Annotated in this window: 14 protein-coding genes; 8 read left to right on the top strand and 6 right to left on the bottom strand. The window is 67.1% G+C overall.

Features of this window, described 5'->3' with window-relative positions:
* The first annotated feature begins 37 nt into the window (after window positions 1-37).
* Window positions 38-1,420, top strand: a complete 1,383-nt coding sequence (locus AC1EJR_RS08175) for a YihY family inner membrane protein (RefSeq protein WP_092292750.1) — start codon at window positions 38-40, stop codon at window positions 1,418-1,420.
* Window positions 1,421-1,444: 24 nt separating this feature from the next.
* Here the strand turns inward: AC1EJR_RS08175 and AC1EJR_RS08170 are convergent, their stop codons facing one another.
* The 3 genes from AC1EJR_RS08170 to AC1EJR_RS08160 are packed head-to-tail and all read right to left on the bottom strand — an operon-like array spanning window position 1,445 to window position 3,924.
* Complete coding sequence (locus tag AC1EJR_RS08170; RefSeq protein ID WP_092292752.1) at window positions 1,445-1,762, bottom strand: Mpo1-like protein; 318 nt, start codon at window positions 1,760-1,762, stop codon at window positions 1,445-1,447.
* A 36-nt stretch (window positions 1,763-1,798) separates the two neighbouring features.
* A complete protein-coding gene (locus AC1EJR_RS08165) occupies window positions 1,799-2,623 on the bottom strand; it encodes an alpha/beta fold hydrolase (protein WP_441592136.1) in 825 nt (274 codons plus the stop codon).
* Window positions 2,623-3,924 carry an O-acetylhomoserine aminocarboxypropyltransferase gene (locus AC1EJR_RS08160; RefSeq protein WP_477112964.1) on the bottom strand — a complete coding sequence of 434 codons (1,302 nt, stop codon included), beginning with the start codon at window positions 3,922-3,924 and terminating at the stop codon, window positions 2,623-2,625. Before AC1EJR_RS08160 ends, AC1EJR_RS08165 begins: the two co-directional genes overlap by 1 nt.
* Window positions 3,925-4,147: 223 nt before the next feature.
* Between AC1EJR_RS08160 and AC1EJR_RS08155 the strand changes: the two genes are divergently transcribed.
* The 5 genes from AC1EJR_RS08155 to AC1EJR_RS08135 all read left to right on the top strand — a co-directional run bounded on the left by AC1EJR_RS08155 (window position 4,148) and on the right by AC1EJR_RS08135 (window position 9,831).
* Complete coding sequence (locus AC1EJR_RS08155; RefSeq protein WP_092292758.1) at window positions 4,148-4,594, top strand: CBS domain-containing protein; 447 nt, start codon at window positions 4,148-4,150, stop codon at window positions 4,592-4,594.
* Between the two features lie 155 nt (window positions 4,595-4,749).
* A complete protein-coding gene (locus AC1EJR_RS08150; RefSeq protein ID WP_477146985.1) occupies window positions 4,750-6,651 on the top strand; it encodes an MFS transporter in 1,902 nt (633 codons plus the stop codon).
* A gap of 41 nt (window positions 6,652-6,692) precedes the next feature.
* On the top strand, window positions 6,693-7,469 hold the full coding sequence (locus tag AC1EJR_RS08145; RefSeq protein WP_441592141.1) for a glutathione S-transferase C-terminal domain-containing protein: 777 nt from the start codon (window positions 6,693-6,695) through the stop codon (window positions 7,467-7,469).
* Window positions 7,470-7,499: 30 nt separating this feature from the next.
* Window positions 7,500-8,615 carry a chorismate synthase gene (gene aroC / locus AC1EJR_RS08140; protein ID WP_092292764.1) on the top strand — a complete coding sequence of 372 codons (1,116 nt, stop codon included), beginning with the start codon at window positions 7,500-7,502 and terminating at the stop codon, window positions 8,613-8,615.
* 1 nt (window position 8,616) lies between these two features.
* Window positions 8,617-9,831: an MFS transporter gene (locus AC1EJR_RS08135; protein WP_255370745.1), complete on the top strand. Its 1,215-nt coding sequence runs from the start codon at window positions 8,617-8,619 to the stop codon at window positions 9,829-9,831.
* A gap of 24 nt (window positions 9,832-9,855) precedes the next feature.
* Here AC1EJR_RS08135 and AC1EJR_RS08130 read toward each other — a convergent pair whose 3' ends face one another.
* Window positions 9,856-10,959, bottom strand: a complete 1,104-nt coding sequence (locus tag AC1EJR_RS08130; protein ID WP_092292768.1) for an NAD(P)/FAD-dependent oxidoreductase — start codon at window positions 10,957-10,959, stop codon at window positions 9,856-9,858.
* 52 nt (window positions 10,960-11,011) lie between these two features.
* On the bottom strand, window positions 11,012-11,713 hold the full coding sequence (locus tag AC1EJR_RS08125) for a FadR/GntR family transcriptional regulator (protein WP_092292770.1): 702 nt from the start codon (window positions 11,711-11,713) through the stop codon (window positions 11,012-11,014).
* Between the two features lie 190 nt (window positions 11,714-11,903).
* On the opposite strand from AC1EJR_RS08125, the gene AC1EJR_RS08120 reads away from it, so the two are divergent.
* Entirely contained in the window at window positions 11,904-12,836 is a 933-nt protein-coding gene (locus AC1EJR_RS08120; protein WP_092292772.1) for a flagellar brake protein, read from the top strand.
* A 77-nt stretch (window positions 12,837-12,913) separates the two neighbouring features.
* Here the strand turns inward: AC1EJR_RS08120 and AC1EJR_RS08115 are convergent, their stop codons facing one another.
* Window positions 12,914-14,593 carry an electron transfer flavoprotein-ubiquinone oxidoreductase gene (locus tag AC1EJR_RS08115; RefSeq protein WP_092292774.1) on the bottom strand — a complete coding sequence of 560 codons (1,680 nt, stop codon included), beginning with the start codon at window positions 14,591-14,593 and terminating at the stop codon, window positions 12,914-12,916.
* Between the two features lie 311 nt (window positions 14,594-14,904).
* On the opposite strand from AC1EJR_RS08115, the gene AC1EJR_RS08110 reads away from it, so the two are divergent.
* A complete protein-coding gene (locus tag AC1EJR_RS08110) occupies window positions 14,905-15,690 on the top strand; it encodes an SDR family oxidoreductase (RefSeq protein ID WP_092293307.1) in 786 nt (261 codons plus the stop codon).
* Window positions 15,691-15,749 lie beyond the last annotated feature (59 nt).

Below are 15,749 nucleotides of genomic sequence, written 5' to 3'. Positions count from 1 at the left end.
TTGTGCCCCGCTATAAGACTCAGGAGCTAGCCCCCGCATGACCGCCGCACGTATCGCCCGCCTGCGCAGGGAGTGGAATTTGCAGAAGGTGCGCGCGCTCGCGCGCTACGCCTTGCGCCGCGCCGGCGAGGACCGCCTGCCCCAGGTGTCCGCCAGCCTGACCTTCACCACCGTGCTGGCCGTGGTGCCGGTGCTGACCGTGGCGTTCGCGCTGCTGGCCGCGTTTCCGGTGTTCCGGGACTTCCGGGGCCAGATCGAGACCTTCCTGTTCCAGAACCTGATTCCGGGCGGCAATGTCAGCGATTCGGTCTCGCGCTACCTCGGCCAGTTCTCCAAGAGCGCGCGCGGGCTGACCGCGCTGGGCCTGGCTGGCCTGATGGTGACGTCGGTGCTGACGATGCTGACCGTGGAGGATGCGCTGAACGCCATCTGGCGCGTCAAGCGGCGCCGGCCGCTGGCGCAACGGGTGCTGGTGTTCTGGGCCGTGCTGACGCTGGGCCCGGTGCTGATCGGCGCCAGCCTCTCGGTCAGTTCCTACCTGATTTCGGTGTCGATGGGCTACGTCGGCTCCATGCCGATGGGCATGGGGCTGATGGTCAGCACCGTGCCGGTGATGCTCTCGGCGCTGGCCTTCGCCTTCCTCTATATGGCCGTGCCGTACGCCTATGTGGACTGGCGCGATGCCATCGTGGCCGGTGTGGTGGCCGCCGTGGCCTTCGAGGTGGCCAAGCGCGTGTTCGGCTACTTCATCACCCATATTCCGACCTACACGGCGGTCTACGGCACCTTCGCGGTCCTGCCGCTGTTCCTGCTGTGGATGTACGTGAGCTGGCTGGTCACGCTGCTCGGGGCGACCATCGCCGCCAACCTGCCCGTGATCCGGGAAGGCCACTGGCGCCGCCGCACCTTCGCCGGCAGCGAGTTCTTCGACGCGCTGGGCATCCTGCTGCTGCTCTACCGCGCCCGCGACGAAGTGCCGCGCAGCGTGGGCGAACTCGACATGGGGCGCAAGCTGCGGATGGAGGCCGACTACCTGGCCAGCCTGCTCGGCAAGCTCAAGACCCTGCACCTCGTGGGCAAGCTCCAGCAAGACCGCGGGCAGGCGCACTGGGCGATGCTTTGCGACCCATCCCAGGTGACGCTGCGCACGCTGTACGACCGCCTTGTGCTGAACCTCGCGCGCCTGCCGCGCACGGCGCTGGCGCACCAGTTGCAAGGCGTGGACCTGCTCCGTTCGATGCTCGACAACCCCCAACTGGACCAACCGCTCGAAGCCGTGTTCCGCCAGCAGTTGCTGACGCCAGCCGCCAACGAGGCGGCGGAGGCCAGTGGCGGCACTGGCGATACCGGAGAGGAGGGGGGCGGCCCGCAGCGCCGCACGCTCGAGGTGGTGCCGCCCGGCTGGCACGGGCAGGTCTGAGCCAGCTGCTAGGTCGGATTCCAGCTAGAACGGAATCCGACCGCGCAGGATGTCCGCGTACATGACCCAGTCGCCCATCAGGCTGTAGAACGGGTGCCGGAACGTGGCGGGCCGGTTCTTCTCGAACCCGAAGTGGCCCACCCAGGCAAACGCATAGCCGGACACCACGGCACCCAGCAGCCACCACGCGTTGCCGGTGACCACCAGCGCCACCAGACAGGCCAGCGCCACCGTCGACCCCACGAAATGGAGGCGGCGGCAGGTACGGTCCCGGTGCTCGTTCAGGTAATACGGATAGAACGCGGCAAAGCTCTCGAATTCGCGGCTGTGGGTTTGCGCCATGGTCGTCTCCGGCATCGGTGTTGTTATGGTTCCAGTCTAGGTGCTCGCCACAACCTTGCGCGCGAAGGCGGCCAGCGTATCGAGCACCTCGTCCGGCTTCTCGCCCATCATCGCGTGGCCGCTTGGCACCGTGACCACAGTGGCGCTGGGCATCCGGCCGGCCAGCGCCTGGGCAGCCTTCGGCGACGTCATCATGTCCTTCGACCCCATCACGAATACCGCCGGGCAGGTCACGGCGGCAGCCGCTTCCTCGCCATGCGCGTAGCCGTTGCAGGCCGAAAAATCGGTGTGGAACACGTGCGCGCCCGGGTTGCGCGCCGCCACGCGCTCCATCAGCCGCTGGCTGCCGCCATGCATCCAGGCGCCGGGCCCGGGCGACGACGGCTTGCTGGCGAGGCTCGAGATCGACCACTGGTTGACCATGGCGATGGCCTCGTCCTCGCGGTGGAGCGCGGCGTCGAGCAGGGCATCGGACACCTTCATCGGATAGGCCGTGGCCAGCAGCCCGATGGCGCGGACGGCTTCCGGGTGACGTGCGGCGCACTCCAGGGCGATCAGTGATCCCATGCTGTGGCCGAAGACCAGGGCCGGCGCCTTGACGCCGGCTGCCGCCACCAGCGCCATGACCCAGTCGGCCATGTCTTCCACGCGGGTCAGCGGGGCGCCCTGACTGCGGTTGTGGCCGGGCAGGTCTACCGCCAGCACGCCAAAGCCATGGCTGGCGAACCAGCGCGTCTGGAGCCCCCAGACGCTGTGGTCGTTCTGCGCGCCGTGCACGAACACGGCGCAGGGCAGGGCGGGATCGAACGGCTTGCCGCCGGTGTAGGCATAGGCCGGATGGCCCGAGACGGTCAGTTCCATCAGGCTTTTCCTCCCATGGCTTTCTCGGCGGCCTTCAGGCCGCGCTTCAGGTCGTCGATCAGGTCATCCGGGTCCTCGAGTCCGATCGACAGCCGGATCGTGCCCTCGCCGATGCCGGCCGCGCGCAGGGCGTCGGCATCCATGCGGAAGTGGGTCGTGGAGGCGGGATGGATTACCAGCGAGCGCGCATCCCCGACGTTGGCAAGGTGCGAGAACAGCGAGAGGCTCTCGATAAAGCGCTGCCCGGCCGCGCGGTTCGCCTTGAGGTTGAAGCTGAACACTGCCCCGCAGCCGCGCGGCAGCAGCCGCTTGGCCAGTGCGTGGTCGGGGTGGGATTCCAGTTCCGGGTAGGCCACCGACTCGACCATCGCGTGCCCGGCCAGGAACTGCACCACGCGGCGGGTGTTGTCCACGTGCCGGCTCATGCGCAGCGGCAGCGTCTCGATGCCCTGGAGCAGCTGCCACGCCGCCATCGGGTTCATGCAGGCACCGAAGTCGCGCAGGCCCTCGCGCCGGGCGCGCAGCAGGAACGGCGCCACGGTGCTTTCCTCGGTAAACACCATGTTGTGGAAGCCCGGATAGGGCTCCGACAGCTCGGGAAAACGCCCCGAAGCCTCGAAATCGAACGTGCCGCCCTCGGACAGCACGCCGCCGATCGTCGTGCCATGCCCGCCCAGGAACTTGGTGGCCGAGTGGTACAGCAAGCCGGCGCCATGGTCGAACGGGCGCAGCAGGTAGGGCGTGGTGAACGTGGAGTCGACCAGCAGCGGGATCTTGTGGTCCTGGCCGATCTGCGCCACGGTTTCGATGTCGAGCACGTCGAGGCCCGGATTGCCCAGCGTCTCGCCGAACAGCAGCCGCGTCTCGGGGCGGATGGCGGCGCGCCAGGCGTCCATGTCGCGCGGATTGACGAAGGTGGTCTCGATGCCGAAGCGGCGCAGCGTGTAGTGCAACAGATTGTGCGAGCCGCCATAGAGCGCCGTGGATGCCACGATATGGGAGCCGGCCCCCATCAGCGTGGCCACGGCCAGGTGCAGCGCGGCCTGGCCGGATGCCGTGGCGATGGCCCCGGCGCCGTTCTCCAGGGCCGCCACGCGCTCCTCGAACACCGCCACCGTGGGGTTGCTGATGCGGGAATACACGTGCCCGGCGCGTTCCATATTGAATAGCGAGGCGGCGTGCTCGCTGTCCCGGAACACGAAGGAGGTGGTCAGGTGGATCGGTGTGGCGCGGGCCCCGGTGGCGGGGTCCGGGGCGGCGCCGGCGTGCAGGGCCAGCGTGTCGAATCGGGTACCGGACATGGTGAGTTCGCTTGTAGTGGCTGTTGTGGGCGGCAGGTTGTCTCCGTCCGGCATCGTAGCACCGTGCGCCGCCCTGGCAATGGGGAGGATTCTGAAAACGCATTGAGACGGCGTGAGACTTGCCGCCTTTACGAGAGACGGCGGTTTGGGTAGGATCGCCGCATCGGCCAACTCTGGCCACAGACCAGAACCAGCCTCGACACCGGGCAGCGGAGACACCACCATGAAAGTCAGCGACATCCTGCAGATCAAGGGCAACACGCTCTACACCGTCACGCCGGATGCGTCCCTGCTGGTAGCCATCAACACCATGGCCGAGCACGACATCGGCTCGCTGGTGGTCATGGAATATGGCGATCTGGTCGGCATGCTGACGTTCCGGGAACTGATCGAGACGCTGGCGGCCAACCACGGCACGCTCGGCACGCACAGCATCCGCAAGGTCATGGACGACGCGCCGCTGACCTGCACGCCGGAAACGGACGTCAACGAGGTGCGCCGCATGATGCTGGAGCGCCACACCCGCTACCTGCCGGTGCTCGACAACCGCACGCTGATGGGCGTGATCTCGTTCTACGACGTGGCCAAGGCGGTAGTGGAGGAGCAGGGGTTCGAGAACCGCATGCTCAAGGCCTATATCCGCGACTGGCCCGAGGAAAAGACCGACTGAAAGCGGTCTGCCCGGGCTGGCGGGCCCGGGGGTGATTTAACAGAAGTTTTATTGCCTGCACTCCAGACTGTTGGCATGATGGCGGCGAACTGATGCCCCGGCGGGATCCGGGGTCCACGAAGTCCGCCGAGCGACGTCCACCCGCTTCCGTCTGCATGAGCCAACACAGTCAGTTTCGCCTGTTGCGCGAACGCCGTTTCGCGCCGTTCTTCTGGACCCAGTTCCTCGGGGCCATGAACGACAACGTCTTCAAGGTCGCCTTCACCTCGCTGGTGACCTATCACACGGCCCTGTTCGACGGCGTCGATGCGCGCAGCGCGGCGTTCCTGATCTCGGCCATCTTCATCGCGCCCTTCGTCCTGTTTTCCGCCACCAGCGGCCAGATTGCCGACAAGATCGAGAAATCGCGGCTGATCCGGCTCGTGAAGTCGCTCGAGATCGCCATCATGGTGCTGGGGCTGGCCGGGTTTGCCTGGCACAGCGCGCCGCTGTTGTACTTCGGTACATTCCTGATGGGCCTGCACTCCACGCTGTTCGGCCCGGTGAAGTTCGCGTACCTGCCGCAGCACCTGGACCAGCAGGAACTGGTGGGCGGCAACGGGCTGGTGGAGATGGGCACCTTCGTCGCCATCCTGATCGGCACGCTGATCGGCGGGGAGCTGGCCGGCGTGATGCGCGGCGGCGCCGTGGTGGGGCCGCTCTACGTGGGCATCGCCTGCGTGGTGATCGCCGTGGCGGGGCGGGTGGTGTCGCAGGGCGTGCCGGTTTCGCCGCCGCCCCAGCCGGACCTGCGCATCAACTGGAACCCGCTGACCGAGACGTGGCGCAACCTGATGCTCGCGCGCGAGCGGCGCACGGTATTCCTGAGCCTGCTCGGCATTTCCTGGCTCTGGTTCCTCGGCGCCACCTTCCTGACCGCCTTTTTCAGCTTCGCCCGCGACGTGCTCGGCGGAGACCAGAACGTGGTTACGCTGCTGCTGGCGATGTTCTCGATCGGCATCGGCATCGGCTCCCTGCTGTGCGAGCGGCTGTCCGGCCGCACCGTGGAGATCGGCCTCGTGCCGTTCGGCTCCATCGGCATGACCGTGTTCGCCGTGGACCTGTACCTGGCCAGTAACGGCCAGTCGGCCGGCGCCACGCTGAGCGGCATCGGCGGTTTCCTGGACGATACGCGCCATTGGCGCGTGCTGGTGGACCTGTTCCTGCTGGCCATGTTCGGCGGCTTCTATAGCGTGCCCCTGTATGCGCTGATCCAGAGCCGCTGCTTGCCTACGCACCGGGCGCGGATCATCGCGGCGAACAACATCCTGAACAGCTTCTTCATGATCGCCGCGTCGCTGCTCGGCGTGGGCATGGCGCTGGCCGGCTACAGCATCCCGCAGCTGTTCCTGGTGGTGGGGCTGCTCAATGCCGTGGTGGCCATCTATATCTATACGCTGGTGCCCGAGTTCCTGCTGCGCTTCATCGCCTGGATTCTGGTCCACACCATCTACCGGCTGCGCCGGATCAACGCCGACCGGATTCCCGAGCACGGCCCCGCCGTGCTGGTCTGCAACCACGTGAGCTTTGCCGACGCCGTGGTGCTGATGGCGGCCAGCCCGCGCCCGGTGCGCTTTGTGATGGATCACCGGATCTTCAAGGTGCCGCTGCTGTCGTGGTTCTTCCGGCAGGCCAAGGCGATTCCCATCGCGCCAGCGCACGAGGACCCCAGGATGCTCGAGCGCGCCTACGACGCCGTGGCCGCCGCACTCGAGGACGGCGACCTCGTCTGCATCTTCCCCGAAGGCAAGATCACGGCTACCGGCGACATCAACCCGTTCAAGGGCGGTGTGCAGCAGATCATCCGCCGCACGCCGGTGCCCGTGGTGCCGATGGCGCTGCGCGGGCTGTGGGGCAGCTTTTTCTCTCGCAAGGGCGGAGTGGCCATGTCGCGCCCGTTCCGGCGCGGCATCCTGAGCCGGCTCGAACTCGTGGTGGGGGAACCCGTGGCGCCCGAGGCCGCATCGGCGGAAGGGCTCCAGCAGATGGTGCTGGCCTTGCGGGGCGACTGGAAATAGGCGCAATACGACGACACGACGATACGACGAGCCCAACGACAATGATCACGCTCTATACCTTCGGCCCTGCCTTTGGCCTGCCCGACGCCAGCCCGTTCGTCATGAAGGCCGAACTGCTGCTGAAGCTGGCAGGGCTGCCGTACCGCACCATGCCGGGCAACCTGCGCCGCGCGCCCAAGGGCAAGCTGCCTTACCTCGACGACATGGGGCGCATCGTCGCGGATTCGACGATGATCCGCTGGCATATCGAGAAGACCTATCACGTGGACTTCGACGCGGGGCTGTCCGAGGCCGAGCGCGGGGTGGCCTGGGCCGTGGAAAAGCTGATGGAAGACAACCTCTACTGGGCCGTGGCCCGCGTGCGCTGGCTCGATGACGCCAATTTCGAGCGCGGCCCGGCCCAGTTCTTCCAGCGCGTGCCGGCACCGGTGCGCGGGATCGTGACCACGCTGGTCAAGCGGCGCGTACGCCAGATGCTCTGGGCGCAGGGCCTCGGCCGGCATTCGGACGAGGAGGCCGCAGCCATGGCGATCCACGGCGTGACGGCCATCGCCAACATCCTTGGCGACAAGCCCTACCTGCTGGGCGATGCGCCATGCGGCGCCGACGCCACCTTGTTCGCGTTCAGCGCCAGCCTGCTCAGCCCCGTGTTCGAGACGCCAATCCGTACGGCGGCGTCGGCGCACGCCAATCTGACCGCCTATCTGGCACGGATGCGGGCGCGTTTCTATCCCGATTTCGTCGGCAGCGGGGTGTTCGCGCCCATGTCCGAATCCCCGGCGGCGCCGACAGTGGCCGCCAATGGCCTTACAATGTAGGCCGTCCCCAATTCCAGCGCGGTTTCCATCATGTCCGGCAATACCCTCGGCCTGCTCTTCACAGTCACCACGTTCGGCGAATCGCACGGGCCCGCGATTGGCGCGGTGGTCGACGGCTGCCCGCCGGGCCTTGCCCTGACGGAAGCCGATATCCAGGGCGACCTGGACCGCCGCAAGCCCGGCACCTCGCGCCACGTGACGCAGCGCCAGGAGGCCGATCAGGTGGAAATCCTGTCCGGCGTGTTCGAGGGCAAGACCACGGGCACCCCGATCTGCCTGCTGATCCGCAACACCGACCAGCGCAGCAAGGACTACGGCAATATCGTCGAGACCTTCCGGCCCGGCCACGCCGACTACACCTACTGGCACAAGTACGGCATCCGCGACTATCGTGGCGGTGGCCGTTCGTCGGCGCGGCTGACTGCACCCGTGGTGGCGGCCGCCGCCGTGGCCAAGAAATGGCTGCGCGAACAGTACGGCACCGAGATCCATGGCTACATGTCGCAGCTTGGTGAGGTGGAAGTGCCGTTCCAGGACTGGAAGCACGTGCCCGAGAACCCGTTCTTCTCGCCCAATGCGGACATCGTGCCGGAACTCGAAACCTATATGGATGCCCTGCGCCGCGACGGTGACTCGGTCGGCGCGCGTATCGAGGTGGTGGCCAGCGGCGTGCCGGTTGGTCTGGGCGAGCCGCTATTCGACAAGCTCGACGCGGACATCGCCCACGCGATGATGGGCATCAACGCGGTCAAGGGCGTCGAGATCGGCGCCGGCTTCGCCAGCGTGGCCCAGCGCGGGAGTGTTCATGGCGACGAACTGACCGGCGAGGGCTTCCGGTCGAACAATTCGGGCGGCATGCTCGGCGGCATCTCCACCGGGCAGGACATCACCGTGTCCCTGGCCATCAAGCCGACGTCGAGCATCCGCACGCCGCGCGAGTCGATCGACAAGGCCGGCCAACAGGCGACTGTGGAAACGTTTGGTCGTCATGATCCGTGCGTGGGCATCCGCGCCACGCCGATCGCCGAGGCGATGCTCGCGCTGGTGCTGATGGATCACGCGCTGCGCCACCGCGCCCAGTGCGGCGATGTGCGCGTGGAGACGCCGCGTATCGCGGCACACCTGCCGACCCCCGACAAGTCCTGACTTGGGCCGCGCCCCGGCTGACGCCGCCCCGGAGCGCGCCTTCGTGCCGGGTTCGATCGACCCGGCCACCTATTTCCGCTTTGGGCTGTTCTATCTCGGCTACTACGCCTATGTAGGCGTCATCTCGCCGTACGTCAGCCTGTTCTTCTCGGACCGTGGCTTCTCGCCGGTGCAGATCGGCGTGCTGATGGCGTGCTTCCAGTTGAGCCGCATCGTCGGCCCCTACCTCTGGGGCTGGCTGTCCGATGTCCTCCATACGCGCGTGCGCCTGCTGCGGCTGGCCGCTGTGTCAGCGCTCCTGGCCTTCCTGATGGTGCCCGGCGTGCACAGCTATGGCGGCATGATGGCGATGATGATCGGGCTCAACCTGATCACCAGCGCGATGTCGCCGCTGGGCGATGCGCTGACCATTTCCACGCTGCGCCGTCATGGCGCCTTCGACCACCGCTACGGCCGCGTGCGGATGTTCGGCTCGGTCGGGTTCATCGGCGCGGTGCTGGCTGGCGGCGCGTTGTTCGAGCACTTCGGCATGGTCGCTTTCCCGTGGCTCGCCAGCGCTACGCTGGCGCTGTTCGCCATTGTGGTCATGGGCATGCGCGACGCGCCCGACGAGGGCCCCCGTGTGCGACCGCCGCCCGCGCTGCCTCTGCTGCGGCGGCCGGATGTGGCGTGGTTCCTTGCCTCGGCCTTCCTGATGATGTTCGCGCACGCAGCGCTCTACGTCTTCTATTCGCTCTATCTGGAGCAGCTGGGCTACAGCAAGCTCGCCATCGGCGCGATGTGGACCATCGGCGTGGTCGCGGAGATCGTGTTCTTCTTCTACCAGGGCCGGCTGTTCGCGCGGCTGGCGCTGCGGACGATCCTGGCCGGCACCTTCGTGCTGGCGGCGATTCGCTTCGGCATGACCGGCTACTTCGGTCAGTATGTGTGGCTGATGGCCGTCGTGCAGGTGCTCCACGCCGCGACCTTCGCCGCGCACCACAGCGCCAGCCTCAAGCGGCTCCAGCACTGGTTCGCCGGCCCGCTGCAGGGGCGGGGGCAGGCGCTCTACACCGGCATATCGTATGGCGTGGGCGGCACATTGGGCGGATTGGCGATGGGCTGGACCTGGAAGACGCTGACGCCATCGCACACCTTCGGGCTGGCTGCGGCGGCGGCGTTGGCCGGGGCCTGCTGCGCCGCGCTGAGTTTTCGCGGCGAGCGGGCGCCAGCCTGAGCCGGCCCGCGTCCGCCCGAACTTTCAGGCCAGCAACTGCGTGACCCGCTCGGCAATCGCCATCGACGAGGTCAGCCCCGGTGATTCGATCCCGAACAGGTTCACCAGTCCCGGCACACCATGCGTGGCCGGGCCGTCGATGCGGAAATCGGCCGCCACCTCGGTCGGGCCGCTGATTTTCGGGCGAATGCCGGCGTAGCCCGGTTGCAGCGCGCCATCGGCCAGCCCGGGCCAGTAGCGGCGCACCTCGTCATAGAAACTGTCGGCATCGTGCGGCGGCACGCTGTATTCGATCTCGTCGATCCAGCGCACATTGGGGCCAAAGCGCGCCTGCCCGCCCAGATCCAGCGTCAGGTGCACGCCCAGCCCGGCCGCCTCCGGCACGGGATAGATCAGCCGCGAGAACGGCGCGCGTCCTGCCAGCGTGAAGTAGCAGCCCTTGGCGTAGTACTGCTGCGGGATGTGTTCGGCCGGGATGCCGTCGATGCGTCGCGCCAGGTCCGGCGCGGTCAGGCCGGCCGAATTGATCACGGTGCGTGCTAGCAGCGTGGTCGCGCCGTCCTCCGCTTCTACCTCCAGCCGGATACCTTCGGCCGTCACCGCGCCCGTGCGGACCGACGACTGCACGGCCAGCATCGCGCCGGCGTTCTCGGCATCGCCCAGCAGCGCGGTCATCAGGCCATGGCTGTCGATGATGCCGGTGGAGGGCGAGAGCAGCGCGGCATGGCATTCGAGCTGAGGCTCCAGCGCGCGCGCCGCGTCGCGGCTCAGCAGTTGCATGTCGTGCACGCCGTTGGCCTCGGCCTTGGCGCGGATGCCCTCGAGCGTGGCCACCTGCGCGGCGCTCGTCGCCACGATCAGCTTGCCGCAGCGCTGGTGCGGCACGTGGTGGGAGGCGCAGTAGTCGTACAGCATCGCCTTGCCGCGCACGCACAGTTCCGCCTTGAGCGAGCCTTTCGGATAGTAGATGCCGGCATGGATCACCTCGCTGTTGCGCGCGCTGGTGATGGTGCCGAACGCGTTTTCGGCCTCGAGGATGATGACTTCGCGGCCCTGCAGCGCCAGCGCGCGGGCCACGGCCAGCCCGACCACGCCAGCGCCGATCACGACGCAATCTACTTGTTCCATCTGGGGCTCTCCTTGGTGTCTTGTCTCGGAATGTCTTGGAAATCTTCGAATTTCAGGCCAAGCCCATGCGGGCGGCAGCGGCCGTCAGGTGCGCACGGGCCGCGGCGCGCGCGGCGGCCGGGTCGCCGGCGGCGATGGCTTCGACCAGCGCGGCATGCTCGGCATCGGCGGCACGCGGCGTGCCCTGGGTGGCGGTAAGCCTCGCGCTGTTCTCCCACGCATGCTGGCGCGCCACGAGCAACTGCTGGCTCACGAAATCGGTCAGGCCGGTGAAGCAGGGATTGTGCGTGGCGTGGGCGATGGCGTGATGGAAGGCGATGTCAGCCGCCGCTGCGCTCGGGAAATCGGTGGCATGGGCGGCCATCGCGGCCAGCGCGCCCCGGATGGCGGCGAGGTCGGCAGCGGTGCGGCGCATGGCCGCCATCTCGGCGCAGGCGGTCTCCACCACGCGGCGCAGCTCGAACAACTGCGCCAGTGTCGGACCCCCATCAGGCTGGCTCGCCACGCGCCAGACCTGGCCGCCCGGCGTTTCGGATACATAGGCGCCGGAGCCCTTGCGCGTGACGACTACGCCATCTGCCTTCAACAGCGCGATGGCCTCGCGGACGATGGGCCGGCTCACTTCGAAGTTATCGGCCAGCGCCGATTCGGCGGGCAGGCGCGCGCCAGCGGCGAAGCGGCCGGCGGCGATGTCATCGCGCAGCGTCTGGGCGAGGCGACTGGCAAGCGAGGCGGGGCGGGACAGGGGGTCCATTGGAATGGGGGGTGGGCGTAGAAGGTGTCAGGCTGTCTGACAGCTTTCATCGATCCGGCCGATTCTGGCGGGTCCGCCGCCCAGCGTCAAGCCGGGTTTGCGCGAGTTTTACACTTTCTGCCCCGGAGGAGGGGTCAAGCTTGGCGGCCGGCGGTCGATAGTGACTGATTACATCGTGGAGACTCAGGCCATGATCCAACTTTCTCCGCAAGACCTGCCCGTCGGCCAGCCATTGCCCTGGTCGCTACATGACGGCGAAGGCAACCTCGTGCTCGGCAGCGGCAGCGTCATTCCGGACGCGCGTGACCTTGCGCTCGTCTTCCGCCACGGCACGGTCTGCCGTCCCGACGACATGCCGGAAGCCGGCAACGAAGCCGATGGCACCGGCCTGGCACGGCTCGCCGCCGGCCCGCTCGGATTGCAGGTGGGCACGCTGCTGCATGTGAAGACGCCCGGCGACGCCTCGCGCGCCGCCGCCAGCCGCCTGATCGGCTTCATCGATCAGGGCCTGTTCGTGACCTGGCCGACGCTTGGCGGCCGGGATCTGGCCGTGCAGGCCGGCGAAACCGTGCTGCTGCGCGGCTTCTCGGGGCAGGCGATCCACAGTTTCACGTCAACGATCACGGCCGTGTGCCGCAGCCCGTTCCGCTACCTGGTGCTGTCCGCGCCGGCGCAGACCGAGCAGATGCCGGTGCGCAGCGCCGCGCGCGTGCCGACACGGCTGGCCGCGTATCTGGTGGAAAACGGCGTGGGGGAGGTGGGTGCGCCGTCGATGGAAGTCGCACCGGACTTGGTCGATACCGACGTGGATACCCATGTCGCCAGCGGCCTGGCGCGGCTTGGCCTGCTGTCCGATCTGAGCACGGGTGGAGCGCTGGTGCAGACCTCGCACCCGGCGCCGCCGGTGGGCCGCAAGGTGCGTTTGAGCTTCCAGCTGCGTACGGCGTCGCTCGACGCCGAAGTCATTGTCGATGGCTGGGTGCGCAGCGCGCCGTCCGCATCGGAGGATGACGAGTTTCCGGCATTTGGCGTCGCCTTCGACGCGCTGGGCGAACGCGAGCTGACCTTGCTCCAGTGCTTCATCTATGAGCAGTTGCTGACCAGCACCCGATTGCAGGTCTGACTGCCGATCGAGCATAAAAAAAGCCGGCCACTGGCCGGCTTTTTTCGCTCAGGCGCGCATTCGCTGCGCGCCCTGGCTTACATCCCCACGTAGTTCGGGCCGCCGGGGCCTTCCGGCGTGACCCACACGATGTTCTGCGTCGGGTCCTTGATGTCGCAGGTCTTGCAGTGCACGCAGTTCTGCGCGTTGATCTGCAGGCGCTCCTTGCCTTCATCGTTCTGCACGAACTCGTACACGCCAGCCGGGCAGTAGCGGCTTTCGGGGCCGGCGTACTTTTCCCAGTTGATGTCCACCGGCACGCTCGGGTCCTTGAGCGTCAGGTGGGCCGGCTGGTTTTCCTCGTGGTTCGTGTTGCTGATGAACACCGAGGACAGGCGGTCAAACGTGAGCTTGCCGTCCGGCTTCGGATACTCGATCTTCGGGCAGTCGGCGGCCGGCTTCAGGTAGACGTGGTCCGGCTTCTCGCGGTGGATGGTCCAGGGCGGGTTGCGGATGCCGAGCTTCGGCAGCAGCCATTGCTCGATGCCGGTCATCAGCGTGGCCGTGGTGCGGCCCTTCTTGAACCACTGCTTGAAGTTCTTGGCCTGCAGCAGTTCCTTGTGGAGCCAGCTGGCTTCGAACGCGGCCGGGTAGGCGGTCAGCTCGTCGTGCTGGCGGCCGGCCTGGAGTGCGTCGTAGGCGGCATCGGCGGCCATCATGCCGGTCTTGATCGCGGCGTGGCTGCCCTTGATGCGCGAGGCGTTCAGGTAGCCCGCGTCGCAACCGACCAGCGCGCCGCCCGGGAACACCGTCTTCGGCAGCGACAGCAGGCCGCCGGCCGTGATGGCGCGCGCGCCGTAGCCGATGCGCTTGCCGCCTTCGAAATATTTGCGGATCTCCGGGTGCGTCTTGAAGCGCTGGAATTCCTCGAACGGCGACAGCCACGGGTTGGTGTAGTCGAGACCGACCACGAAGCCCACGGCCACCTTGTTGTCCTCCATGTGATAGAGGAAGGAGCCGCCGTAGGTGGCGGGGTCGAGCGGCCAGCCGGCCGTGTGGATCACCAGGCCCGGCTGGTGCTTGGCCGGATCGATTTCCCAGAGTTCCTTCAGGCCGATACCGTAGCTCTGCGGATCCTTGCCCGCATCGAGCTGGTACTTGGCGATCAGCTGCTTGCCGAGGTGGCCGCGCGCGCCTTCGGCGAAGATCGTGTACTTGGCGTGCAGCTCCATGCCGAGCTGGAAGTTCTCGGTCGGCTCGCCTTCCTTGTTGATGCCGAGGTTGCCGGTGGCCACGCCCTTGACCGAGCCGTCATCGTTATAGAGGACTTCGGCGGCCGGGAAGCCCGGGAAGATCTCCACGCCCAGCGACTCGGCCTGCTGGCCGAGCCAGCGCACGAAGTTCGACAGGCTGACGATGTAGTTGCCTTCGTTATGGAAGCACTCGGGCAGCAGCGGAGCGCCCTTGGAGCCGGTGTCGTTGAGGAACAGGAACTTGTCCTCGGTGACGGGCTGGTTCAGTGGTGCGCCCAGTTCCTTCCAGTTCGGGAACAGCTCGTTGAGCGCGCGCGGGTCCATGATGGCGCCCGAGAGAATGTGCGCGCCCGGCTCGGAGCCTTTCTCCAGCACGCATACGTTGACGTCGCCGCCTTTTTCCGCCGCCAGCTGCTTCAGGCGGATGGCTGTGGCCAGACCGCCAGGACCGCCGCCGACGATGACGACGTCGTACTCCATGGCTTCGCGTGGGCCGAATTGCTCCAGGAGCTGTTGCTGATCCATTGTCTCTAACCCTCTGTTTCTTCTGGGCGGCAATACTGCCGCGAGCTTGCAGCCCGTGGTCCGGCGATGCGGCGGGGGAGCTGCGGTTGTGGAGATCTGTGAGGGCCCCGGTGAGGATCTAGGCGTTTTTCCTCTTTCCCTTTAGGGGCCAAGTTCTTAGAATCTCCGGCATTGTCCGGGACTCGACACCCTCAGGCAAGATATTTTTTGGAACGACCGTTCTTTTTTTTGGTATGCTGCCTTTCGCCCAGCAGATGGGGGCTGGCGGCACGCATCGGGCCCCGGCCGGATGCCTCCACACCGAGGTAATTATGGGTTTGTCGATCAATCTGGAAGGCAAGGTCGCGCTGGTGACCGGTGCCTCGAGCGGGCTGGGTACGCGCTTCGCCAATGTTCTGGCCTCCGCTGGCGCCAAGGTGGTACTGGCCTCGCGCCGTACCGAGCGACTCAAGGAGTTGCGTGCCTCGATCGAGGCCGATGGTGGCAGTGCCCACGTGGTGCGGCTCGACGTGACCGACCCGGACAGCATCCGCGCCGCTGTGGCGCATGCCGAGACCGAGGCGGGCGCCATCGATATCCTCGTCAACAATTCGGGCGTCTCCACCACGCAGAAGCTCACCGACGTGACGGCCGAGGACTTCGATTTCGTCTTCGACACCAACACGCGCGGCGCGTTCTTCGTGGCCCAGGAAGTGGCCAAGCGCATGATCGCGCGGGCCAAGGGCGCCGAGAAACAGGGCAATCCGCTGCCGCAGGCGCGCATCGTCAATATCGCGTCGGTGGCTGGGCTGAAGGTGCTGTCGCAGATCGGCGTGTACTGCATGAGCAAGGCCGCCGTGGTCCATATGACCAAGGCGATGGCGCTGGAATGGGCGCGCCATGGCATCAACACCAATGCGATCTGCCCCGGCTACATCGACACCGCCATCAACCATCATCACTGGGAAAGCGATGCGGGCCAGAAGCTGATCCAGATGCTGCCGCGCAAGCGGCTGGGCCAGCCCGAGGACCTCGACGGCCTGCTGTTGCTGCTGGCGTCCGATGCCTCGCGCTTCATCAACGGGGCGGTGGTCACGGCGGACGACGGCATGGTCTGAGCAGGATCTGAAGCAAGCCGTCAACGACAGGAATTGCCGAATACCGCACAATCCTGATG

Source organism: Cupriavidus sp. 05T42 (genome assembly GCF_056396345.1).
The sequence above is the reverse complement of the archived record's forward strand: the minus strand, read 5'-3'. Positions and strand labels throughout refer to the sequence as shown.